General features: G+C 68.8%; 23 protein-coding genes and 1 pseudogene. 16 read left to right on the forward strand and 8 right to left on the reverse strand.

Annotated features, from left to right (window positions below; translation table 11 throughout):
• Positions 1-9 precede the first annotated feature (9 nt).
• The 6 genes and pseudogenes from ACFZCY_RS11710 (at position 10) to ACFZCY_RS11735 (ending at position 6035) form a co-directional block, all read left to right on the forward strand.
• Positions 10-942, forward strand: a complete 933-nt coding sequence (locus ACFZCY_RS11710) for an alpha/beta hydrolase family protein (protein ID WP_391171424.1) — start codon at positions 10-12, stop codon at positions 940-942.
• Positions 943-983: 41 nt separating this feature from the next.
• The gene (locus ACFZCY_RS11715) at positions 984-1835 is read left to right on the forward strand and encodes an LLM class flavin-dependent oxidoreductase (protein WP_391171426.1); all 852 of its coding nucleotides are present in this window, start codon (positions 984-986) and stop codon (positions 1833-1835) included.
• Positions 1836-2079: 244 nt separating this feature from the next.
• Entirely contained in the window at positions 2080-3132 is a 1053-nt protein-coding gene (locus ACFZCY_RS11720; protein ID WP_391171428.1) for a tyrosine-type recombinase/integrase, read from the forward strand.
• Between the two features lie 135 nt (positions 3133-3267).
• A pseudogene (locus tag ACFZCY_RS11725) lies at positions 3268-3624 on the forward strand (transposase family protein); the annotation flags it as partial.
• A 428-nt stretch (positions 3625-4052) separates the two neighbouring features.
• Positions 4053-4808, forward strand: a complete 756-nt coding sequence (locus ACFZCY_RS11730; protein WP_391171430.1) for a DUF5131 family protein — start codon at positions 4053-4055, stop codon at positions 4806-4808.
• 99 nt (positions 4809-4907) lie between these two features.
• Complete coding sequence (locus tag ACFZCY_RS11735; RefSeq protein ID WP_391171432.1) at positions 4908-6035, forward strand: three-Cys-motif partner protein TcmP; 1128 nt, start codon at positions 4908-4910, stop codon at positions 6033-6035.
• A gap of 311 nt (positions 6036-6346) precedes the next feature.
• Here ACFZCY_RS11735 and ACFZCY_RS11740 read toward each other — a convergent pair whose 3' ends face one another.
• A complete protein-coding gene (locus ACFZCY_RS11740) occupies positions 6347-7000 on the reverse strand; it encodes a DNA-binding response regulator (protein ID WP_391171434.1) in 654 nt (217 codons plus the stop codon).
• An 85-nt stretch (positions 7001-7085) separates the two neighbouring features.
• Here ACFZCY_RS11740 and ACFZCY_RS11745 point away from each other — a divergent pair, with 85 nt between their 5' ends.
• From ACFZCY_RS11745 to ACFZCY_RS11755, 3 genes are all read left to right on the forward strand, one after another.
• Positions 7086-7928 (forward strand): aldo/keto reductase, encoded by an 843-nt coding sequence (locus tag ACFZCY_RS11745; protein ID WP_391171436.1) that lies wholly within the window; start codon positions 7086-7088, stop codon positions 7926-7928.
• Positions 7929-7954: 26 nt separating this feature from the next.
• Positions 7955-8581 (forward strand): NAD(P)-dependent oxidoreductase, encoded by a 627-nt coding sequence (locus ACFZCY_RS11750; protein ID WP_306500873.1) that lies wholly within the window; start codon positions 7955-7957, stop codon positions 8579-8581.
• Between the two features lie 82 nt (positions 8582-8663).
• Positions 8664-9140, forward strand: coding sequence for a 4-oxalocrotonate tautomerase family protein (locus ACFZCY_RS11755; RefSeq protein ID WP_391171439.1), 477 nt, complete (start codon positions 8664-8666; stop codon positions 9138-9140).
• 46 nt (positions 9141-9186) lie between these two features.
• On the opposite strand, the gene ACFZCY_RS11760 is transcribed toward ACFZCY_RS11755, so the two are convergent.
• Positions 9187-9771: a TetR family transcriptional regulator C-terminal domain-containing protein gene (locus ACFZCY_RS11760; protein WP_391171441.1), complete on the reverse strand. Its 585-nt coding sequence runs from the start codon at positions 9769-9771 to the stop codon at positions 9187-9189.
• Between the two features lie 129 nt (positions 9772-9900).
• Between ACFZCY_RS11760 and ACFZCY_RS11765 the strand changes: the two genes are divergently transcribed.
• The 5 genes from ACFZCY_RS11765 to ACFZCY_RS11785 all read left to right on the forward strand — a co-directional run bounded on the left by ACFZCY_RS11765 (position 9901) and on the right by ACFZCY_RS11785 (position 13182).
• Entirely contained in the window at positions 9901-10341 is a 441-nt protein-coding gene (locus tag ACFZCY_RS11765) for a tautomerase family protein (RefSeq protein ID WP_391171443.1), read from the forward strand.
• On the forward strand, positions 10334-11344 hold the full coding sequence (locus tag ACFZCY_RS11770; RefSeq protein ID WP_391171445.1) for an alcohol dehydrogenase catalytic domain-containing protein: 1011 nt from the start codon (positions 10334-10336) through the stop codon (positions 11342-11344). The genes ACFZCY_RS11765 and ACFZCY_RS11770 overlap by 8 nt, the downstream gene beginning before the upstream one ends.
• Complete coding sequence (locus ACFZCY_RS11775; protein ID WP_391171447.1) at positions 11337-12095, forward strand: hotdog domain-containing protein; 759 nt, start codon at positions 11337-11339, stop codon at positions 12093-12095. Before ACFZCY_RS11770 ends, ACFZCY_RS11775 begins: the two co-directional genes overlap by 8 nt.
• A 316-nt stretch (positions 12096-12411) precedes the next feature.
• Positions 12412-12654 (forward strand): hypothetical protein, encoded by a 243-nt coding sequence (locus ACFZCY_RS11780; protein WP_391171450.1) that lies wholly within the window; start codon positions 12412-12414, stop codon positions 12652-12654.
• A 192-nt stretch (positions 12655-12846) separates the two neighbouring features.
• Positions 12847-13182, forward strand: coding sequence for a deoxyxylulose-5-phosphate synthase (locus tag ACFZCY_RS11785; RefSeq protein ID WP_361485191.1), 336 nt, complete (start codon positions 12847-12849; stop codon positions 13180-13182).
• 78 nt (positions 13183-13260) lie between these two features.
• Here the strand turns inward: ACFZCY_RS11785 and ACFZCY_RS11790 are convergent, their stop codons facing one another.
• The 5 genes from ACFZCY_RS11790 to ACFZCY_RS11810 form a co-directional block, all read right to left on the reverse strand.
• Entirely contained in the window at positions 13261-13626 is a 366-nt protein-coding gene (locus ACFZCY_RS11790) for a tyrosine-type recombinase/integrase (protein ID WP_391171452.1), read from the reverse strand.
• A gap of 166 nt (positions 13627-13792) precedes the next feature.
• The gene (locus ACFZCY_RS11795) at positions 13793-14239 is read right to left on the reverse strand and encodes a hypothetical protein (protein WP_391171454.1); all 447 of its coding nucleotides are present in this window, start codon (positions 14237-14239) and stop codon (positions 13793-13795) included.
• 38 nt (positions 14240-14277) lie between these two features.
• Positions 14278-15774, reverse strand: a complete 1497-nt coding sequence (locus tag ACFZCY_RS11800; RefSeq protein ID WP_391171456.1) for a restriction endonuclease fold toxin-2 domain-containing protein — start codon at positions 15772-15774, stop codon at positions 14278-14280.
• A 683-nt stretch (positions 15775-16457) separates the two neighbouring features.
• Entirely contained in the window at positions 16458-16640 is a 183-nt protein-coding gene (locus ACFZCY_RS11805) for a hypothetical protein (RefSeq protein WP_391171458.1), read from the reverse strand.
• Positions 16637-17032, reverse strand: a complete 396-nt coding sequence (locus ACFZCY_RS11810) for a hypothetical protein (protein ID WP_391171460.1) — start codon at positions 17030-17032, stop codon at positions 16637-16639. Before ACFZCY_RS11810 ends, ACFZCY_RS11805 begins: the two co-directional genes overlap by 4 nt.
• 142 nt (positions 17033-17174) lie before the next feature.
• Between ACFZCY_RS11810 and ACFZCY_RS11815 the strand changes: the two genes are divergently transcribed.
• Positions 17175-17633: a hypothetical protein gene (locus ACFZCY_RS11815; RefSeq protein ID WP_391171462.1), complete on the forward strand. Its 459-nt coding sequence runs from the start codon at positions 17175-17177 to the stop codon at positions 17631-17633.
• Between the two features lie 25 nt (positions 17634-17658).
• Positions 17659-19002 carry a hypothetical protein gene (locus ACFZCY_RS11820; protein ID WP_391171464.1) on the forward strand — a complete coding sequence of 448 codons (1344 nt, stop codon included), beginning with the start codon at positions 17659-17661 and terminating at the stop codon, positions 19000-19002.
• 76 nt (positions 19003-19078) lie between these two features.
• Here the strand turns inward: ACFZCY_RS11820 and ACFZCY_RS11825 are convergent, their stop codons facing one another.
• Positions 19079-19861 carry a DUF899 family protein gene (locus ACFZCY_RS11825; protein ID WP_391171466.1) on the reverse strand — a complete coding sequence of 261 codons (783 nt, stop codon included), beginning with the start codon at positions 19859-19861 and terminating at the stop codon, positions 19079-19081.
• Positions 19862-20052: the final 191 nt, after the last annotated feature.

Here is a 20052-nt window from a genome sequence, read left to right on the forward strand (position 1 = left end):
ATTCACCTCATGAGCGACACCACGTCCGCCGACGGCGGCAACGACTCCACCACTCCGGTCATATCTGTCAGGCCGATCGCACTTGCCGCCCCGGACCGCGGCCAGGACCTGCAGGTACGGGTCACAGCGCCGACGACCGGCCACAACCTGCCCGTCGTCGTCTTCTCGCACGGCATGGCCGCGACCATGGACGAATACGCACCGCTCGTCGACTTCTGGGCCGCCCGCGGGTTCGTCGTCATCCAGCCCACCCATCTCGACGCGCTGGGCCTGCTCCCCGACGACCCGCGCACCCCGCTCATCTGGCGTATCCGCGCCGCCGACCTGACCCAGATCCTCGACCAGCTCGGCACCGTCGAAGCCGGCGTGCCCGGGCTGGCCGGCCGCATCGACCACGACCGCATTGCGGTCGCCGGACACTCGTGGGGCGCACAGACCGCCAGCATGCTCGCGGGTGCACGGGTCGTCGACGCCGACGGCATTCCCGGTGAGAGCGTGAGCGACTCGCGTGTGAAGGCGGCGGTACTGCTGTGCCTGCCCGGTACCGGCGGCGCCGACCTAAGCCCGCTCGCCGTCCAGTACTTCCCGTTCATGAGCCCTGATTTCGCCGAGCTGAAGACGCCGAGCCTCATGGTCGCCGGCGACCGTGACCAGTCCCCGCTGACGGTGCGCGGTCCGGATTGGTTCACTGACGGCTATCGCCTCAGCTCGGGCGCCACCGATCTGCTGACCCTGTTCGGCGCGGAACACGTACTCGGCGGCATCCTGGGTTCCAACGACACGCGGACCACCGACGAAAGCCCCGAGCGTGTCGCGGTCGTCCAGCACGTCACCCTGGCGTATCTGCGTACCGCGCTGGGCCTCGACAACGACGCGTGGCCTACCGCCCGCCGGTCCCTGGCCGCGGCCGTCGACGCGCTGGGGAGGATCGACTCGAAGTGACCAACCCCCTCGCACCGGCCCGCAGGCCCAGTTTCGGAATCATGACCGCCCCATCTCAGGTCGCCTACGCCGATGTTCTGCGGGTCTGGCGTGAGGCGGACGGCATCCCGCAGATCGAGCACGCCTGGCTGTTCGACCACCTCATGCCGCTAGGCGGCGACCCGAACGGACCAACCTTCGAGGGCTGGACACTGCTGTCCGCCCTCGCAGCCCAAACCGAGCGGTTGCGGCTCGGGGTGATGGTCACCAGCAACAGGTTCCGCCCACCGGCCGTGCTGGCCAAGATCGCCGCCACTGTCGATGTCATCTCCGGCGGCCGACTCGAGTTCGGCATCGGCGCAGGCTCGCGGCCCGACGTGCCACTGGCCCGGCGTGAGTACGCAGCTCACGGCCTTCCCTTCCACGATGCCGCCCACGCGGTCAAAAGCCTCGCCGAGGCGTGCACCATCACCCGCAGACTATGGACCGAAACCACACCGTTCGACTTCCAGGGCGACTACCACCAGCTGAGCGGCGCGTTCTGCAGCCCCAAACCCGTCCAGCAACCCCACCCGCCGATCCTGATCGGCGGCCAGGCCACCCCGACACTGCGCGTGGTGGCCGAGCACGCCGACCGCTGGAACATGCCCGGGGGCAGCATCGAGCAGGCGATCGCCCGCAGCGCGACGCTGGACCGGCTGTGCGCCGAGGTCGGCCGCAACCCCGCCGAGATCACCCGATCCATCATCCTGCCCGCCTCCTACGACCGACCCCAGGACACCCGCCACGTCGTCCGCGCGGCACTCGACGGCGGGTTCAGTCACATCGTCCTCGGACTCGACGCCCCCTACCCGGCCGAGGTCGCACGCCGGGTCGCCGACACCATCATCGACCCCCTCTCCAAGACGAACTGATACACCGAATCACGGTCCACAACGCGAAGGCGGCGCCACCGCTGCCCCTGAAACCGAGGAACCACCGATGACGAGGACCCACCCACCCCGTCAGGGTGTTGCCGCAGTAAATGCCGGATTTACTGCGGCGGAGCCCCTACCGTGATCACCGCGACCTGCGGCGGGCCATTCCGGCCGCCGGGGCGAGGTATACGCATTACTGCGGCAGCGTCAGGGGGGGCGGGGCGGCGTGACGATCGAACCGGTGACCGATCTCGGGAGTGGGGGCGCGCTTCGGTTGCCGCGCGCTCGGGTCGTACCTCTGTCCGCCCCGCCCGCGTCGTACACCGCGGCGGTCGAGCGGTACCTCACCGGCGCGGGCATCGCGAAGTCCTCCGCGCGGATCTACCGGATCTCGCTGACGACGTGGGGGTGGATGCTCGCTGGCGAACCGGCGCCGACCGGACCCGCCCGCCGGGGCGCGAAGCCGCCCGTCTTCGCCCTCACAGGAATCGACGACCCTTCACTGCCGGAGGTGCTGGCCGAGCTGGCGGCGGCGCGGGCGGACGAGATGGACGCCGACACCGTCAACCGGGAACTGTCCATCGCCCGCAAGGCGATCGGATGGTGGCAGCGCCAGGGCTGGATCGTCGGCGACCCGACGGTCGGCATCGAGCGGCGGCCGGCACCGCCCGACCGCACCAAGGGACTGGCCGAGAACCAGATCGCCGCCCTGTGGCGGCTGGACGTCTCGCTGCGGGAGAAGACGTTCTGGAAGATGCTCTACGAGTCGGCAGCCCGCGCCGATGAGGTGCTGTGCCTGAACGTGGAAGACCTGTACCCGCAGGACAAGCGCGGCAGGATCACAGCCAAGGGCGGGGCTACCGAGTGGATCCACTGGCAGTCTGGCACCGCCCAGCTCCTGCCCCGACTGATCGCCCGGCGCACCCGCGGCCCGCTGTTCCTCACCGACCGCAAGGCCCCAGCCGGAACACCCACGCTGGACGTGTGCCCCGAGACCGGCCGGGCCCGGCTCTCCTACCGCCGGGCCGAAGAGATCTTCGAGGAGAACACCCGGCAACTGGCCAACCCCCTCGCCTCACCCGAGGACATCGAGGACCTGGACGGCTGGACACTCCACCGGCTGCGGCACTCCGCGCTCACGCACGACGCGGAGGGCGGCACCTCCACCCCGATGCTGCTGGCCCGCTCCCGCCATGCATCGGTCCGCTCCCTGGAGCGGTACGCCCGCCCTGGCGTCGACGCGGTCGCCCGGCGCGTCGCGGAGCGCGACCCCGCCGCGCGTCGCCGGATGTGACACCCCTCGTTGGCGGCTTGGGACAGCGTTCTTCCCGGCAGCCCAAGTACGTGGCCCTGTCACGGCCGCAGACCGTCAGTACTGGCTACCGCCAAGATCAACTACTGGCGGGCTTCTGGGCTCACCTCGGCGACGCCCCGTCCGGGGCGGGCCGCGGAGACCACCGCCTGCCGCCACGACCAGCTCACCGCGAAACTGCGGGCGGCCGGGCTCGGCGCCATCGCCGACCTGGGCTTCGTCGGCCTCGACGACAGCGATCCGGACGCCGAACCGGCGGTGATCACCGGCTACAAGGCCGCCCGGAACCGACCCCTGACCCGCGGTCAGAAGCTGTCCAACAAAGCACTGGCCGCGGTCCGCGCCCCGGTCGAGCACGGCTTCGCCCACCTGAAGAACTGGCGCGTGCTCGGCAAGATCCGCACGAATCCGAGGTGGGCGACCGCGCTCGTGCGGGCCCTGCTGATGCTGACGAACCGGGAACTCGCCCGCTGACCGACGATCTTCGCCGACGTCATCCGCCCACGACCAGCACAAACATCCCGAACCCTACGCACACCAGGCCCGTGACCAGCAACTTCACGATGCACAGTGCTCAGTGATGAGCCGATGCCCAACGGCCGACGGCTTCTACCGACGGCTAGCCACCAGGGCGGGCGGGCGAGTGGTCGGCATGCCGCGCCTTCTCTCAGCAATCCACCGCCGATCCGGGTAGCGAACCCAATCGCAGGCCGACCGTCACTTCAGACGAACGGCACCCATCGGCTTACGATCCCAGCACCCCCTTCACAGAACACCTGTTCGACGTGAAGGATGGAGGCGATCGCGTGTCAGTTCGGCACGTCGCTCGTTAGGCAGCGCAGTCGAAGCGCCGGGTGGGAAAGCGCTGATGACCAGTGCCCACCCGCTACGGGAGGGGACCCATGGGCGATCGCAGCACAATCGAGTGGACCGAGGCGACCTGGAATCCCACCACAGGATGCGACCGGATCTCCCCCGGGTGTGATAACTGCTACGCCTTGACGTTATCCAGGCGCCTCAAGGCCATGGGCGTTGCCAAGTACCAGGCTGACGGGGATCCCAGGACATCCGGCCCGGGCTTCGGCCTTACCCCTCACCCTGACGCACTGGCCGTTCCCCGCCAGTGGAGGGCCCCACGGATGGTCTTCGTCAACTCCATGAGCGACCTCTTCCACGCCAAGGTCCCCCTGGAGTTCGTCCGGCAGGTCTTCCAGGTGATTGCCGAGACTCCCCAGCACACCTACCAGCTACTGACCAAGAGAGCCCGCAGGCTGCGGCGTGTGGCCGGCGAACTCGACTGGCCTTCCAACTTGTGGATGGGCGTCTCTGTCGAAGATGCAGAGCACCTGGATCGAGTCGACGACCTTCGACAAGTTCCCGCTGCCGTGCGCTTCCTGTCCTGTGAGCCGCTTCTCGGTCCGCTTACCGGTCTCCAACTGGACGGCATCGGTTGGGTCATTGCCGGGGGCGAGTCCGGGCCCCACCATCGGCCGGTACAGGAGGAGTGGCTGGTGGACATCCGCGACGCCTGCCACCACGCCGAAGTGCCCTTCTTCTTCAAGCAATGGGGTGGCCGCAGCCCGAAGTCAGGGGGCCGCGAACTTGACGGAGCAACCTGGGACGAGATGCCGCCCCGACTGCCCGTCGCAGCCCATTAACGGCCAAAGTCCAGCAGACGCCGTACGCACTCTGGTGGCATATGGCAGCGTTGTGTGACCCTCTCCCCAGCGGGGCCGACGGGAGTAGGGGGACCGATCGTGGCCGTACCGAAGGATGCCGTGTGGGAACGCGATCCGCACACGGCGGCCAAACATGACTTACTCAAGCAGTACTTGGCCGCATGGGCGCCGATTCTGCTGTCACGACTCGACGTGATCACTTACGCCGAAGGCTTCGCGGGTGCCGGCATCTACAAACAGGGCGAGCCCGGCTCCCCGGTCATCGCCTACGAAGTCTTCGCCGACACTCTGCACAGGTTCCCGAAACGTATGCGCGTGATCCTCATGGAGGAGGACGCCCGGCGCGTCAAAGAGTTACAGCGCCAGATGGAGCTCGTCCACTCCCGGCAAACGGACGACATCACCAAACGAATGGCGGTCGACGTACATCACGGAGATTTCCACCCGGCCCTCCTGGAGAAGCTGCGGGGCATCGGAGCGTTGGGGAAACCCCTCTTCGTCCTGCTGGACAGCTTCGGCGGACCCGACATCCCCTTCTCGCTCCTCCAAGAGCTGGGGCGCCATCCCAGCACCGAAGTGATGGTGACCTTCGAGCCCAGCTTCCTCACCCGGTTCGCCGAGAAGCACGAAGGTCACCGCCAGCTCGGCGACGAAGCCTTCGGGAGCCCGGAGTGGCAAGGCGTCTTCCAGCAGTCCCCCTCGGGCAAGTTCACGTTCCTGCGCGAGCAATACCGGAACACGCTGCGCCAGGCCGGCTTCACCTACACGCTGTACTTCGAGATGGTCGACGAGGGGGGCAGGATGCTCTACCTGATCTTCGGCACCCAGCACGAACTGGGGCTGGAGAAGATGAAAGACGCCATGTGGAAGGTGGACCCTTCCTACGGCGTCCGCTACCGCGACCCCAGGGACACTCAACAGCAGATGCTTGATCTCGTATTCGAACCGGATACGGCCCCGCTGCGACGGATCCTGCACGACTTCATCTCCGAAGCACCCGACGGGCGAACCATCCCGGAGCTCAAGCGATACGCCCTCTTGGAAACCGTCTACCGGCCCGCCCAAGTGATCGAGGCCATCCGGCAGCTGCGTGAGGCGGGCGCCGTGACGACGGAACCTCGTGCCATCAACGCAAAGACGCGAGTGAGCCTGGCGGCGACGCCGTCCGCTACCCGTCCGTCAGCCGAGCAAGGCGCCCTCTGGTGAGACGTCGCGAGGGCACATCCAGGGCACATGAGCCCGGGAAACGGCGTTGACCCGTGAGAACTAGGGAGAAGAGATTTCCCAGGTCAACGCGCATTCTCCTGCGAAGCCCCAGGTCAGTGCCCTCCCGCTTCCAATCGCTGCACGAGTGAGAGATAGGAACGTGCCAGGTGGCGCTGACCCGCACGGACAACACCACGGGCACGAACAAACGCAGCGGTCACTGCTGTACAGCAATTACAACGCCTGTAGGGGATGGTGGTCGACTACGGCTGCCCACGGCTGTGGCTGAGCGTGTCGGTTGATGGCGGCGATCACCCGCGGATCAGGCCCAACTCGCCCGCGCGTACTCCGGCCTGGAAACGGGAGCCCGCGTTGAGGGTGACGAGCAGTTCGGCGACCCGGCGGCGGTAGGTGCGCAGCGACATGCCGAGTTCCCGTGCGGCTGTCTCGTCGGTGACGCCGGAGGTCAGGGCGCGCAGGACCCTGCCGGTCCGGGCGTCGATCAGGGGCCGTTGCGGACTGAGGAAGGCCGCGAGGTCGGTCGCGCTCTCCCAAGCGGCTTCGAACAGCGCGTATGCCCCGTCGACCAGGGCCGGCGCGGCGCTCATGGTGTACGTGCGGTGTCCATGAGCGGCCGGGGCGGACGTCATGGGGCTGGTGAAGATCATGGTTCGCCGGTCGATGAAGAAGGTTCCCCGGGACATCGGGGTGCCGGTGATCCTGATCCGCATACCGTGGGCGGCCATCTCGTGCAGGGCTTCCCGGTCGCGCTCGTCGGCGAGTACGGCGGGGCTGTACAGCTTGCGGGCCTGAACCGCCCCGTCACGGCGCATCGTCAGGCGGGCGGCCTCACGCGCGCCGGGCCAGGTGTCGAGGTCGCGGGCGACGTTGACCCATTCCGCGTCGTGGGACTCCGTCAAGGGCTTGATCCGCGCCCAGAGCTCAACATCACCGCGAAGCGTCATGACCTGTGGCATACGTCCATTGTGCCGGTGGCAGCAAAATGCCACGGGCTCGTCGGCCGGTGCCGGGCCTTGCAGGCTGGAGCTCATGAGCAATGACTTCCGCCTCGGCGGCGACCTCCCCGTCAACCGGCTCGGCTTCGGCGCCATGCGCCTGCCGTCCAAGGCCGGCATGGGCGGCCCCGCCCGTGACCCCGAGGCCGGCCGTGCCGTACTACGACGCGCCGTTGAACTCGGGGTCGACCACGTCGACACCGCCGACTTCTACTTCAGCGCCGGCGGTGCGGTGCGAGCGAACACCCTGATCCGTGAGGCCCTGCACCCCTACCCGTCCGGCCTGGTCATCGCCACCAAGGTGGGCCCCGTCATCGGCCCCGACGGCCTCTCCCACGGCGCCCCGGCCGACATGCGCGGCTTTGTCGAAGCCAACCTCGACGGCCTGGGCGTGGACCGCCTCGATCTGGTCTACCTGCGCATCGGCGCCATGGAACCCCCGCACGGTGAGTCCCTCGCCGAGCGCTTCGAGGCGCTCGCGGCGCTGCGTGCGGAGGGCCTGATCCGTCACCTCGGCCTCAGCAACGTCGACACCGGTCATCTCACGGAGGCTCGCGCCATCGCACCTGTCACTGCCGTGCAGAACCATGCCGCCCAGGGCGACGAAGCCGACCTCCTGGCCGCATGCGAGGAGTCCGGCATCGCCTTCGTGCCCTTCTTCCCGGTGGGTGGCGGTCGGGAACTCGACGACGAGCGTTTGGCCAAGGTGGCGGCCCGGCACCGCGCCACCGTCCCTCAGATCGGCCTGGCCCGGCTACTGGCCTCGTCGCCGGTGGCCCTGGCCATCCCGGGCACGGGGTCCCTCTCCCATCTGGAGGAGAACATGGCTGCCGCCGCGATCACCCTCACCGACGAAGACCTCGCCGACCTCTCCTGACATCGCCCACGGAAGAAGCCTCCATCATGAAGCTGCTGATCCTCGGTGCGACCGGTCCCACCGGTCGTCATGTCGTCGACCTGGCCGTGCGATCCGGCGACTCGGTCACGGCCTTCGTCCGCAATCCGGCGGCCCTGGGTGACCTGGCCGAGCAGGTCACAACGGTTACCGGCGACGCCACCTCGCACCGCGACCTCGCCTCCGCGGCAGCCGGGCACGACGCGATCGTCTCCGCGCTCGGCAGGGGCAATTCGGTACGCGCCGACGGCCTCTTCACTCGCGCCTCTATGGCGGTGATCGGCGCGGCCGGAGAAGCGGGTGTCTCCCGTCTGGTGTGGCTGTCCTCGTTCGGTGTCGGCCACACCTTCGGCTGGTCGAGCAGCGCGCAGAAGCTGATCTACGGCACGCTGCTGCGGTCGATCTACGCCGACAAGGCGATCGCGGACGAGAGCATCCGCTCCAGCGGACTGGACTGGACCGTCGTGTACCCCACCAGGCTGACCCACGGCCCCGCCAAGGGCACCTACCGGGCGGACGACCGGCTGCCGATGAAAGGCAACCCGACGATCAGCCGCGCGGACGTGGCCGCCTTCCTGCACAAGGCGGCACAGGGCAGCGAGTGGATCCACCGCACCGCCGTGATCTCCGACTGAACGCTCACACCGCCGTTTATGACAGTCGTTATAGACGGGTGTAGTCTGCCAGCGTCTATAACGACTGTCATAGGAGGATGTTGTGACGATCATTACCGTGAACGCCCCGAAGGGGCGGCTGGGCCTGGAGCAGCGCCGTGAGCTGGCCGAGACGCTGACGGACGCGGTGCTGGTGCCCGAGGTCGGACAGCCGGCTCCGGCCGCCCGCGTCGGGTTCCAGGTGCACTTCGTCGAGCGCGAGCAGGACATGATGGCGATCGGCGGACGGCTGCTTTCGGACGCCGACCAGGAACTCGACGTGATGGTGATCGACATCGCGGTCATGGACGCCGCCTGGCAGCCGGACGTACGAGCCCAGGTCATCGAACGTGCCCTGGCCGCACTGGCGGCGGCCTGCGGACTGCAGAAGCCGGCACCGACGTGGTGGGTCAACTTCCGCGTGATCGACGAGGGCAGCTGGGGCTCGTCCGGGGGCGTACTGTCCGTCCTCCCGCTCCTGGACAGCGGGGTGTTCACGGAGGAGAGGGTTGAGGCCGTCCGCGCAGCGCTGGGTACCTGAAGTCCAAGACGTCGAGCGCAGGCCGACTCGGTCAGCGCGGGCCGACTCAGCCCTTGATCGTGGCGAGGATCAGCGCCTGCAGTTGCTCCGCGGTGCGGTCGAGGGGCTCGATGCTGCGCTTGGCGCGGCACATGGCCACGGTCCCCTCTACAGCGGCGACGGCGAGGGTGGCGAGCTGTGCCGCCTGCTCGCGCTCGGCGCCGTGCTCCCGCAGCGAAGCGGACAGCAGGCTCTCCCATGCAGTGAAGACGTCGGCGGCGGCTACCACGGCGGGGGGTGTCTCGTCGGTGGGCGGCTCTTCGATGGAGACGGCGAGAACCGGACAGCCCGCCCTGAAGTCACTGTCGACGACGATCTTGCGCCACAGGGCGAGGAACGCCCGCAGTCCGGAGACCGGCCCCGCCTCCAGCTCCTTGCGCAGACGGCGCGCGACCCACTCGCCCGTGTAGCGGACGGCCTCGGTGGCCAACTGCTGCTTGCCTTCAGGGAAGTAGTGGTACGTCGAGCCGAGCGGCGCCCTGGCGTGCTTGGCCATCTCGCGGATGCTCGTCGCGTTCAGACCGCGCCGGCTGATCATGTCGGCCGCGCCGGCCACGATCCGCTCGCGCGCCGCCGGGCTGGGCTTGGTCACGTACACGATCCCTTCTGACCGCACTGGATATAACGACCGTCATAGTCTAGCGTGACCTTCGCTTATAACGACTGTCATAGGACTGAGTCGTCGAGCGAAGAGTCGAACGAAACGAAGAGAGGTATGCCCATGCCGATGATCCGGCTCACGGCCCCGGCCGGCGCCCTGACCGCACAAGGCCGCCAGAGCATCCAGCGTGACCTCGCGGCGGTGCTGCTGCGCTGGGAGGGCGCACCCGACACGGCGTTCTTCCGCGCCCAGGCGTGGAGCTACCTCACCGAACTTCCGGCAGGCGCCCAGACCACGGCCGAGGACGACGAGCCGCGCTTCCTGGTGGAGGTCACCGTCCCTCACGGGGCCCTGTCCGAGCGCCGCAAGGCGGGCCTGGTCGAGGAGGCGACGAAGACGGTTCTGGCCGCGGCCGGCCTCGGCCCGGACGAGGCCCTGCGGGTGTGGGTCCTGGTGCACGAGCAGCCCGAGGGCACCTGGGGCGCTGGCGGCTCCGTCGTCCGCTACGCCGACCTCGTCGCCCTGGCTCAGCGGGACAAGGCGGGCACGATCGATGCGTGAACTGATCTACATCGCCAAGCGCACCGTCGAGTGGCGCGAGGCACCTGACCCGAAACTCCAGTCCGGCGGGGAGGCGATCGTCGCCCCGGTGGCTGCCACCTCCTGCGACGTGGACTCCTCCATCCTGGCCGGTCACGGCTTCATCGATCCGCCGTTCGCCCTGGGCCACGAGTGCGTCGCCCGGGTCGTCGAGACAGGCGACGCCGTGACCACCGTCATTCCCGGCGACCTGGTCGTCGTTCCCTGGTCCATCAACTGCGGCGCCTGCGAGCGCTGCCGGGCCGGGCTGACCGCGCACTGCACCGCCGTGCCCTACATGGCGATGTACGGCGCACCGATCGGCGGCAGTTGGGGCGGGCTCTTCTCCGACCTGGTCCGCGTGCCCTACGCCGACGCCATGCTCGTCCCGCTACCGGCCGGCCTCGACCCGGTCGCCATGGCCTCGGCCAGCGACAACTGGTCCCTGGCCTGGCGCCTGGTCGCCCCCCACCTCAAGGCCCGGCCCGGAGCACGCGTTCTGGTCGTCGCCCGGGGCAGCATCGGCCTGTACGTGTGCGACATCGCCCGCGCCCTCGGCGCCTCCGACGTGCTCTACGTCGACCCCGACCCCGAACACCGCACCCTGGCCCGCGCCTTCGGGGCCGCCACCGCCGAGACCCTGGACCCGATCCCCCAGGGCTACGACATCGCCGTCGAGGCCACCGGACGCGTCGACCAGCTCGCCCTGACCGTCAAGTCCCTGACTCCGGAAGGGATCTGCGAGTCGGCAGGCAACCACTTCCGCCCCGGCGAACTGCCCCTGCTCGACATGTACCTCAACGGCGTCACCCTGCGCATCGCCCGCGACAACGTCCGCGCCCACATCCCCGACGCCCTCGAACTCGCCGCCTCCGGCAAGGTCGCCCCCGAGAAGGTCGTCTCCCACGTCATCGACTGGGAGGACCTGCCGACCGCACTGCCGGAGAAGCACCTGAAGCCGGTCTTCGTCCGGGCCGATGACTGACACCACCCGGCCCGCACCCCACCAGCCCACCGCACCGAGAAACCCGATGCACACTTCCCTCACCGACCCGCCGCCCACCGGCATGGCCACCGACCCCACGCGAGCGACAGACGAGGTAGAGGAACTGGAACACCAGAAGGCGGCCATCACCCGCCTCGGCCACGAACTGCGCGCCCTGGTGGAAGCCACCGTCCGCACCGCCGCCTCCCCGGACACCCTCCACCGCGTGGCGGACGGCGTCCGTCACGTCACCGGCCAGTTGACGGGGCGCCGGCGCTCGCGGGCGGAGATCCCCGAGGTGGACGAGTTTCCCTCGGGCGCACGCATGTACAGCCCTGTCACCGGGGTCGGCAGCCCACTGGCCCCGCCCGTGCGGGTGACGCCCACCGCCGACGGCCTGGTGGGTCACTGCACGCTCGGCATCGCCCACGAAGGCCCGCCCGGCTACGGCCACGGCGGCATGAGCGCCATGCTCCTGGACGAACTCATGGGCCGTGCCTGCGCAGCAGCCGGGATGCCGGGCCTGACCGTCTCCCTCCAGATGCGCTACCACCGCCCGGTCCCACTGGAAACACCCCTGCGGATCCTCGCCCGCGTCACCGGCACGGACGACCGCAAGATCTTCGTGAGCGGGTCGATCACCACCCGGACAGACCCTGGCACGAACCTCGTCACGGCCGACGGAGTCTTTATCGCTCCCGACCCCCACCGCGCTCGCACCTTGTTCCCGGGGCTGCAAGCCGAACGGTGACCAGCCGGGGCGCATACCGCAGCCCGTCAGAAGTTGCTGGCAGAACGGATTCAGCACACATGAGGCCGGGAAACCCCGTGAACACGTGAGAACTACGGAGGGGTGTTTTCCCAGGCCAGACACACCATGGACGACGTTTCCGCAGGTCACAGCCCCGCCCAGGGAAAACTCCTAAAGCGGGTGTCGCAGGTTCGAATCCTGCCGGGGGCACCAGCGAAAACGCCTGGTCAGAGGCCCTTCCGTCCAACGGGCGGGAGGGCCTTCGTACTCGCAGCACACATATGCTGCTGCGAGCAGCGGTGGGGCGCTGTGCGATATGCCCGCGAAGGACGAGCTGGCCCGGCGCCGGTACGAGAAGCTGGTCGACCGCTTGGAGGGCCTGATGCGAGCTTCCCTGAAGCCTCGCTACCAGGGCTACCACGGGCATCTGATCCTGAGCAGTGGCGATCCTGAGGAGATGGGCGAACTGAAGGATGTCCATCGTGCTGCACGCGAGGCGGGCCGCCGTCTCGGCTGGCAACCGAAGCCACGTCGTCGACGCAAGACTCTTCGTGTATGACGACCGCGAGGCCCCCAGGGAGATCAGCGAGCTGGCCGCCGGGGATGCTGCTGACGCCATCGACGCAGAACTTCGCGGCCGCGAGTAGAAGCAAGTACGGTCGGCCGTCGCCGCCCCACCCTTGCTGAAGAGCCTCCGCAGCAAGCCGGAAATCTGTCGAGCCCGACCCTGTGGCGGCTCTACCCTTCCCGCATGGCCCATGGAAAGACCTCGTACGTTTGCCTGCCCTGCCGGGCCTCGTACAAGCAGCCCTACCCCGGCTACCACGACCACGACCGGGTCTGTCCACGCTGCGCCGAACCACTGATCCACGTCGGCTCCGCCTTCGCGGCGCCCAAGAGGCGGGACACCGCCGCCTGGCGCACCCTCTCCGTGCTGCTGCACGCCGGTGTGCGCTTCCACAAGAGCTGCTGCGGCGGCCCCGGCTACCGCCCGCGCACCCTCAGCGAGGTGCGCGAGCGGATGGCCCACGCCCGGGCCACCGGAGAACCATTCGCTCAGGCGTTGGTCCGCCGAGACCTGCCCTAGCAGCCCGGAAGCAGGGGGCGTTCCGCCGCGCCGCCGAAGCGACCCCTGCTGTCATACACAGCACGCATAAGGCACACATCACGCCGTGGGACCCTCCAGGACGGCCACGGCCTCGGCAGCCTTTCGGGCCCTCTTCTCCGCCTTCTCCAGCTTGGCCTTCGCCTTGGCCAGTTGCTTGGAGCGGCGTTTGTGCATCTTCTTCGAGACCTCGTCCAGCCGGTCCGGGAAGAAGTGCCCGTAGGTGTCCAGGGTCAGCGTCGCGGAATCGTGGCCCAGCATCGTCTGTAGGCCGTTGAGGTCCGCGCCGCTGGTGATGGCCGGCGAAGCCGCCGTATGCCGCAGCTTGCGCGGGGTAACGGTGGGATCACCGAGGCCGCAGGCGGCCGGAGGATCGCCGTACTCGGAGAGATGCTGGAGCTGGGCGGCGAGGCAGTCGAAGCACACCGCGAGATCGGGCGCTTCGCAGCCGAGAGCGGCATTGATCTCGTCTTGGCGGCGGCGACCTCGCCAACCAGCTGGCCCTCGCGGCAGCACGTGCCGCCGTGCCGCCCGCTCACCATGACCGGCGAACGGCTCGTCGACCGTGCGGGGAGGCTACCGATCTCCGGGATCAGTCAAGCCCTCCAGTGTCCTTGAGGTGCTCCATGAACGCGGCCGCGATCCGCGGACGGGGCGCCTCTGGAACGAGGGTGTCCGGCAGCTCGGCTTCCAGACCCCATTCCGTGTTGAAGGTGACGGCCTTTCCCGTCGGCACCACGTTGTTCGAGAGCCAGATGGCGAAGGCGGCCGCTGTGTGCACAGTGCAGTCCATAACGGACAGACCCTCGGGGGACAGCAGGGCCATACCCTCAAGCTCTTCGTCGTCCAGGGTGATCCCGAAGTGCATGGACGATCCGCTGACCGGGCCGTCGGAGCCATCGTCGACGCGAATGAACGCCTCGGCGTCGCGCTCGAGCAGCAGGGCCTCCAGGACCTCGTAGGTCAGGCCCCAGCTCTGCCCCTCCGGCGGGCTGAAGATGTACATGGTGCGGAGTTCGGCGATCTCTTCCGGTTCCATCGTGGCGCTGTGCTTCCTGTGCGGCGGGGCAGCGGTGGTCAGGGTACGTAGCGGGCGTGGCCTTTGACACCGTAGGCGGCCATCATGACGCGCCAGTACTGGACCGAATCCTGGTTGTTGGTGACCGTTTCGACCCCTCGCATCTCCGTGTTCCTCGGGTCGTCGAGCGCGGCAGCGTACTTCTTCAGCTCGTTGCGGTCCTTGTAGTAGAGGAAGTCCTTCTTCCCCTTCTCATGGTTCTCGCGGAGTTCGTCGAGCGAGCGGTAGCAGCGCTGGTTCGGCTTGTGGACATACTTCGCCTCGACGGCCATCCCGTCGAGATCACGGAAACCATCCACCATCAGCGTGTTCCCTACGCTGTGGCCGGGCGGGATGGGGACCTCGTACTCCGGGGAGCCGGACACGCGCTTCTGGTAGGCCACCTCCGCCGGCTTGCCGCCCGAGACTTCGCCCGGGCGCAGCGAGCTCAGCCAGGTCTGGAACTTCTTCTGCTCCCCGGGCGTGAGAGGCGGAAAGCGGGGGTCGGGCGGCGTGCCCGGGGGAATCGGCTGGACGCGCGGGCCGCCCTGGGAAGGGCGGTAGCCGACCGGGACCATGGTCGGGACGCGGATCAGCGGAGCCAGGAACGGCGGCAGACCAGGTGGCACGAGGCTGTCGTTGTCGGGCTGCGGCATCTTCACCCTGGACTTGGAAGTGTCCAGGGCGGCGGGGATCTTGCCGAGGGCGGCGATCCGCGTGTCGCCGGCAATGGCCTCGTGAAGGCCGCCGTCGTGGCCGTCCCCTCCGAACCTGGGCTGTTCCCAGGGCCAGAGAGGCTCTCCGGTGAGGGGCATGGATTCCATGGCCCGACGCTCCTTGGCGGCCTCTATGTGACCGGCGTAAGCGTCGCAAGCGTTGGCGAGCATCTTGCAAGCGGTGGGAAGATTCGCCATGAGCGTCTCGTCCGCTCCCACCTCGCTCGGCGGCGCGGCCTTGCCGACGAACTTCTTGAAGAAGTCCTCCACCGCGTCGGCGGTCTCGCCGACCTGGTCGAGGTTGGCGGTCTTCCAGGCGGTGTCGGAGTCCCAGTAGGCGTCTTCGAGGATCTTGGCGGCGCTGCGCCAGGTCTTGGCGACGGCGCGGAGTTTGTCCGGCTGGCCGAGGAAGCGCTCGTTGAAGAAGTACTGGTCGGCGCCGCTGGTTTCGCCGACCACGTCGGGCAAGTCCTCGGCGTTGTGGCTGGCACGTGGGTTGCAGTCGGGTCCGGATGGCTGGTCACCGATCCCCGGGTCCTGAGGGCTCTTGCCGAGGAGCTCTGCGGCTGTCTTGCTCTCGTGCTTCAGGAACTCCTCGGACGCTTTGACTAGGGCCCCGGCGCCGTTGGCCATCACCTGATGGGCAAAGCCGGACTTATCGAAGACCGCCTTCACGGCCTCCTTGTACACGGCGGCAAAGGCCCGTCCCGCCTCGTCGTCACCCGCCATCCCGCCGTGCTCGCTGAGTTCGGTGAAGAGCAGACTCAGCATCTCGAAGATCAGATCACGCAGCCGCACCATCGACCAGGAGGCGTTGACGAAGTTCGACGTCTGATGCCGGAGATCCAACGTTCCCCCGCCCTCCCCGCAGAGCCACAACGGATACTCACGGCACCGTACACGAGTGTGAACTGTGCGTACGCGAGCGACGATTGGCCCCCATGCAATGCGTGAGCGGACTGTCCGGAACAGAAGGCCATAAGCCGGGTCGAGCAATCAGCGACCACGCGGCTGGGCAGGGGAAACGACGTCAGATGGCTTGGGAACGATGGCGATCGGCCCACCATCGTGCGAGTGCTGGCAGCCGACCGCGACCGGGATGCTCAGGGCGGAGGGCGCCAGCCGTCCAAGCGCGCGTCCGGGGCGGGGCTGCGGTGGCGATGCACACCCGCACCGCGTGGTGCAGCCCGTTCCCGGCGGCGCATCGCTGGTCCGCCCGGCAGTCGGCGCAGGCCACGGCGTGGTCGAGGAACGCGCCCCAGGGCGTCGACTCGGGGTGGGCGGGGCGTACGCGCAGGTGGGGTGGCAGGCCCACACCTCGTACGTGACGCGGATCGTCCCGTGGTCGATGGTGACGGTGCCCAGCGGCCGACCGGTGGTGAGGTGGGCGCCGCAGAGTGCACAGGTCCAGCCCTGGAGCTGCTGGTGGGTGAGCGCAGCCGGGTCCAGGTCGGCCGCGGTCGTGGCGAGCTGCTGGTGGGCGGTCATCGCTGCCGCCTGACGGGGAAGCTGTGCTCGAACGGGTCGCGCTGCTTCGGGAAGCTGTCGGCGCGCGGGCCCGGGCAGGCGTAGAGGGTGCGGCCGCCGACGCTGGCTCCGTGCTCGATCGCGACCACGACCGGCTGGCTGGTGGTCGTCTGGCAGCGGGCGCAGACCTGGGGCGTCACCGGGCCGTCGCCTCCTCGGCCAGTTCAGCGGCAACCGCCCGCACGACAGCCTCGCGGAGCCGGGTTGAGTCGGTGAGGTATCGGTCGGGCCCCACCGGAACCCGCCGGTGCAGGCGTGGGCCGCTCCTCCAGTGTGCGGGCGGTACGCCGACATAGGTGACCTCGGCGCCCTGCGCGCCCAGGGCATGGACCCCCGTATGGAGATGTCTCCAGTGCTGGGCTTCGCCGCTGGGGATGAGCCAGTACATCAGGCCGTAATCGGCGATGACGGCCCCGGACGTGTCGCCGAGTAGCTCCAGCGCCCGTTCACCGATTTCAGCGGGGCGCGCAGCACATCCCAGTGCGGGCCGACCTTGACCATCTCGACGTCGCTGCCGCGCGGTGGCGGCCATGGAACAGTTCCGGTCGTCATCTCACTGCTCCCGGAGACGTGCTGTGGTCCGCGAGGTCGCGATAGCTGGATGTGTCCATGCATCGATGTCACCGCAACGGCAGGCGTAGCGGGATATGACAACCTATGACACGGAGTGGATCATGACTCGAGCTGTGACCATCACTGGTACCCGATCGACGGGGCATCGCGATCTCGACGGCTATGCCGAGCTGTTCACCAGCTACCTCGCCCCGTTCGCCGACACCGAGACGCGCTTCTACATCGGCGGCGCCAAGGGCATCGACAGCCTGTCCCTGCTGTGGCTGGCCGGGAACACCCACGCGCAGATCACCATCGTCGTCCCCGGCACCGTCCTGCAGCAGCCCCCTGAGGCGCAGCAGGCCATCACCCGCAGCGGTGGCCGCATCACGGAGGTGGTCGAGCTGCGTGCGGCAGAGCTGAGCAGCGCGGCCTTCCACGCTCGGAACCGGTGGATGGTCGATCACTCCGAGATGGTGATCGGGTTCCCTCTCCTAGGGCATCAGGGGACGGCGGGTACGTGGCAGACCCTCAACTACGGTGCCGAACAGGGGAAACCACACCTGATCGTGCCCGTGTGACGTGGGTCATCGGCATGATGAGGGCATGAGCACGTGCGAAGCCCTCCTCGGTGCTGCTGCCCTCAAGTCTCTGCGAAAAGCGCGGGGCTGGTCTCTGGCCGATACCGCGCGGGCACTCGTGGCGACGGCGCGCCGTCTCGGCCAGCCCCTCGCCCCGTCCGTCCCGAGCGTGCAGCGATCCGTTGCCCGGTGGGAGAGCACGACGAGCCCCATCCTGCCCAGTGACCGGTACCAGCTCCGGCTCGCGCACCTCTATGCCCGCAGCGCTGACGGTCACTTCTCACTCGGACCTGGAAGCGACTTCGCCGAGCTGCTCGACGCCCTCGCGCACCTGGGCGAAGCAGAGGCCCGGATACACGAACTACGCACCCTCCTGGTCCACACGGCAGCCGATGACGGGTCCGGTCTCCTCGCCCTGCTCGGGCCCACCACCCGGGTGTCCATGACAGCCGCGCTCGCCGATCCGGCACTCGCCGATGACACGCTCCTCCACGGCCTGCGGACGGCAGTCGAAGACGTCAACGCGCAAGTAGGATCACTCCCCTTTCCTCGGCTGCAACTCCTGCTCGCTCCCGTGACCGAGTCCTGCCGACGGCTAGTGGCGGGCGGCGTGCCCGAACCGCTGCTGCCCGGGTTACGCACGGTCGCCACTGAGGCGTACACCCTCGCCGGGCGGTTGGCATTCGAGACCCATGACGACCAGACGTCCCGCGCTCTGTACGCGGCCGCGACGGACGCGGCAGGGCTGCTCGACACCACATGGCGCCGAGCCATCGTTCACATGAGCCACGCCCTGGTCACGCTGCACTCGGCCCCCGGCATCGACGTTGCTCGTGGGCTGGTCGAGGCCGCGGTACGCGATGCCCGCACGGGCGACAGCATTCGCGTACGGGCCCGAGCCCATGCCCTGCAGGCCGAGATCGCCGCCCGTTCGGACGCCGAGCGGCATGCGCAGACATCGCTGGCGCTCGCCTGGTACGACGTCGAACGCGACATGGACGGCGATCCGGCGCCTACGAGCTTCAGCGCTGATCACCTGCGGGGCTTCGAGGGCTTGTGCGAGCTGTACGTAGGGGACGCGGCAGTCGCCCACGAGGTCTTCGCCAGGAGCGCGAAGGCCCTGAGAACGCCACGTGAACGGGTACAGCGGATCATCGTCTCAACCGATCAGGCTCTGGCTTGCATCCGGCTCGAAGCGCCGGAGCGGGCCGTCGACCTCCTGCACGACTGCGTCGACACCGCCGCCGACACCGGCGGGCGCGTGCCTGCGCTTCGACTGCGCCAGGCGCGCAAAGCACTGCGGCCCTGGCGGCACGAGAGGTTCGTCGCGGACCTGGACGACCATCTCATCGACATACTCGGAAGCTGATACGACGAGACGTGCCCCTCGGCGGCTGTGTCAGGACGACACGCACCCCCTTTGCCAACGCGTCGGCGAAGGCGCTTCAGTGGTGGTGGCCGTGGCGGCCGAGGGTCTCCACGGGGGTCGCGCCGGGGCGGGTCCACTGTGGCACGGGGCGGCTGGTCGGGCCCCAGGTGGCGTTCCCGTTCGCGTCCGAGCGCCAGGACCAGCACGGGCCGCGCCCCTCGGGCCAGCCCTCGGGGTTGTCCTCCCACGCCTCGCCGCGGCCGTAGGGCGTCATGTCGAGCAGGCCCAAGGACCCGTTGACCCGCTCGTTGCCACGGCCCGTCGTGGAGTAGGTGAGGAACACGCGGTTGCCGTCGCGCAGGAAGCAGGTGAGGTAACCCATGTCGCCGCCGACCGGCGCGTCCACGTCGCGCACCGAGTACCAGGGCTGGGTGTAGCCCATGAACGCGACGTAGGAGGCCACTTCGTCCCACCGGCCCGGGGTCAGGATGGCGAACGAGACGCCGCGGGCTCCCAGGTAGACGGCGTCCTTCAGGTGCCAGGCCGTGGTGGTGCAGCCCTCGCACTGCCCCTGGTGCGGCGCGTCGTCGTACCACATGTGCTTGTAGACCACGAGCTCGTCGCGGCCCTGGAACAGGTTCAGGAACGGGACCGGGCCGTCGGGTCCGACGACCTGGACCGTCCCGTCGAACTCCACCATCGGCAGCCGGCGGCGGGCCGCGGCGATGGCGTCGCCCTCGCGGGTGTGGGCCTTCTCGCGGACCAGCAGCTCGTCACGGGCGATCTGCCAGGTGGCCAGGTCGACCACGGGCGGGCGGCCGGGCTGTGGGGTGGTCGGGGCGTCCGGTGCGGTCGTCATGGTGTCCTCCGTGGTGTCTCGTGCCTGGCAGCGTCGTACGACGTTCTACGACGGTCACCAGAAGAGACTCGCGACCCGGCCGGAACTCATCGCAGCGGGGCGCGTCGGACTCGCGGAAATGTCGGGGGCGCGGCGCACTGCCGAGCGAGCGGCCCCTCCCCCGCCGTAGCGCGGCGTCCGATAGCCGCCAG

The sequence above is a fragment of the Streptomyces sp. NPDC007983 genome, from assembly GCF_042958345.1.
In the GTDB taxonomy this organism is placed as follows: Bacteria; Actinomycetota; Actinomycetes; order Streptomycetales; family Streptomycetaceae; genus Streptomyces.

Coding starts and splice junctions, on each gene's coding strand:
- ACFZCY_RS11800 (WP_391171456.1), bottom strand. CDS start 15,774: ATGGTGCGGCTGCGTGATCTGATCTTCGAGATGCTGAGTCTGCTCTTC.
- ACFZCY_RS11740 (WP_391171434.1), bottom strand. CDS start 7,000: ATGACGCTTCGCGGTGATGTTGAGCTCTGGGCGCGGATCAAGCCCTTG.
- ACFZCY_RS11815 (WP_391171462.1), top strand. CDS start 17,175: ATGACTCGAGCTGTGACCATCACTGGTACCCGATCGACGGGGCATCGC.
- ACFZCY_RS11785 (WP_361485191.1), top strand. CDS start 12,847: ATGGCCCATGGAAAGACCTCGTACGTTTGCCTGCCCTGCCGGGCCTCG.
- ACFZCY_RS11765 (WP_391171443.1), top strand. CDS start 9,901: ATGCCGATGATCCGGCTCACGGCCCCGGCCGGCGCCCTGACCGCACAA.
- ACFZCY_RS11710 (WP_391171424.1), top strand. CDS start 10: ATGAGCGACACCACGTCCGCCGACGGCGGCAACGACTCCACCACTCCG.
- ACFZCY_RS11810 (WP_391171460.1), bottom strand. CDS start 17,032: ATGGCCGCCACCGCGCGGCAGCGACGTCGAGATGGTCAAGGTCGGCCC.
- ACFZCY_RS11780 (WP_391171450.1), top strand. CDS start 12,412: ATGCCCGCGAAGGACGAGCTGGCCCGGCGCCGGTACGAGAAGCTGGTC.
- ACFZCY_RS11715 (WP_391171426.1), top strand. CDS start 984: ATGACCGCCCCATCTCAGGTCGCCTACGCCGATGTTCTGCGGGTCTGG.
- ACFZCY_RS11745 (WP_391171436.1), top strand. CDS start 7,086: ATGAGCAATGACTTCCGCCTCGGCGGCGACCTCCCCGTCAACCGGCTC.
- ACFZCY_RS11820 (WP_391171464.1), top strand. CDS start 17,659: ATGAGCACGTGCGAAGCCCTCCTCGGTGCTGCTGCCCTCAAGTCTCTG.
- ACFZCY_RS11730 (WP_391171430.1), top strand. CDS start 4,053: ATGGGCGATCGCAGCACAATCGAGTGGACCGAGGCGACCTGGAATCCC.
- ACFZCY_RS11825 (WP_391171466.1), bottom strand. CDS start 19,861: ATGACGACCGCACCGGACGCCCCGACCACCCCACAGCCCGGCCGCCCG.
- ACFZCY_RS11770 (WP_391171445.1), top strand. CDS start 10,334: ATGCGTGAACTGATCTACATCGCCAAGCGCACCGTCGAGTGGCGCGAG.
- ACFZCY_RS11775 (WP_391171447.1), top strand. CDS start 11,337: ATGACTGACACCACCCGGCCCGCACCCCACCAGCCCACCGCACCGAGA.
- ACFZCY_RS11750 (WP_306500873.1), top strand. CDS start 7,955: ATGAAGCTGCTGATCCTCGGTGCGACCGGTCCCACCGGTCGTCATGTC.
- ACFZCY_RS11795 (WP_391171454.1), bottom strand. CDS start 14,239: ATGGAACCGGAAGAGATCGCCGAACTCCGCACCATGTACATCTTCAGC.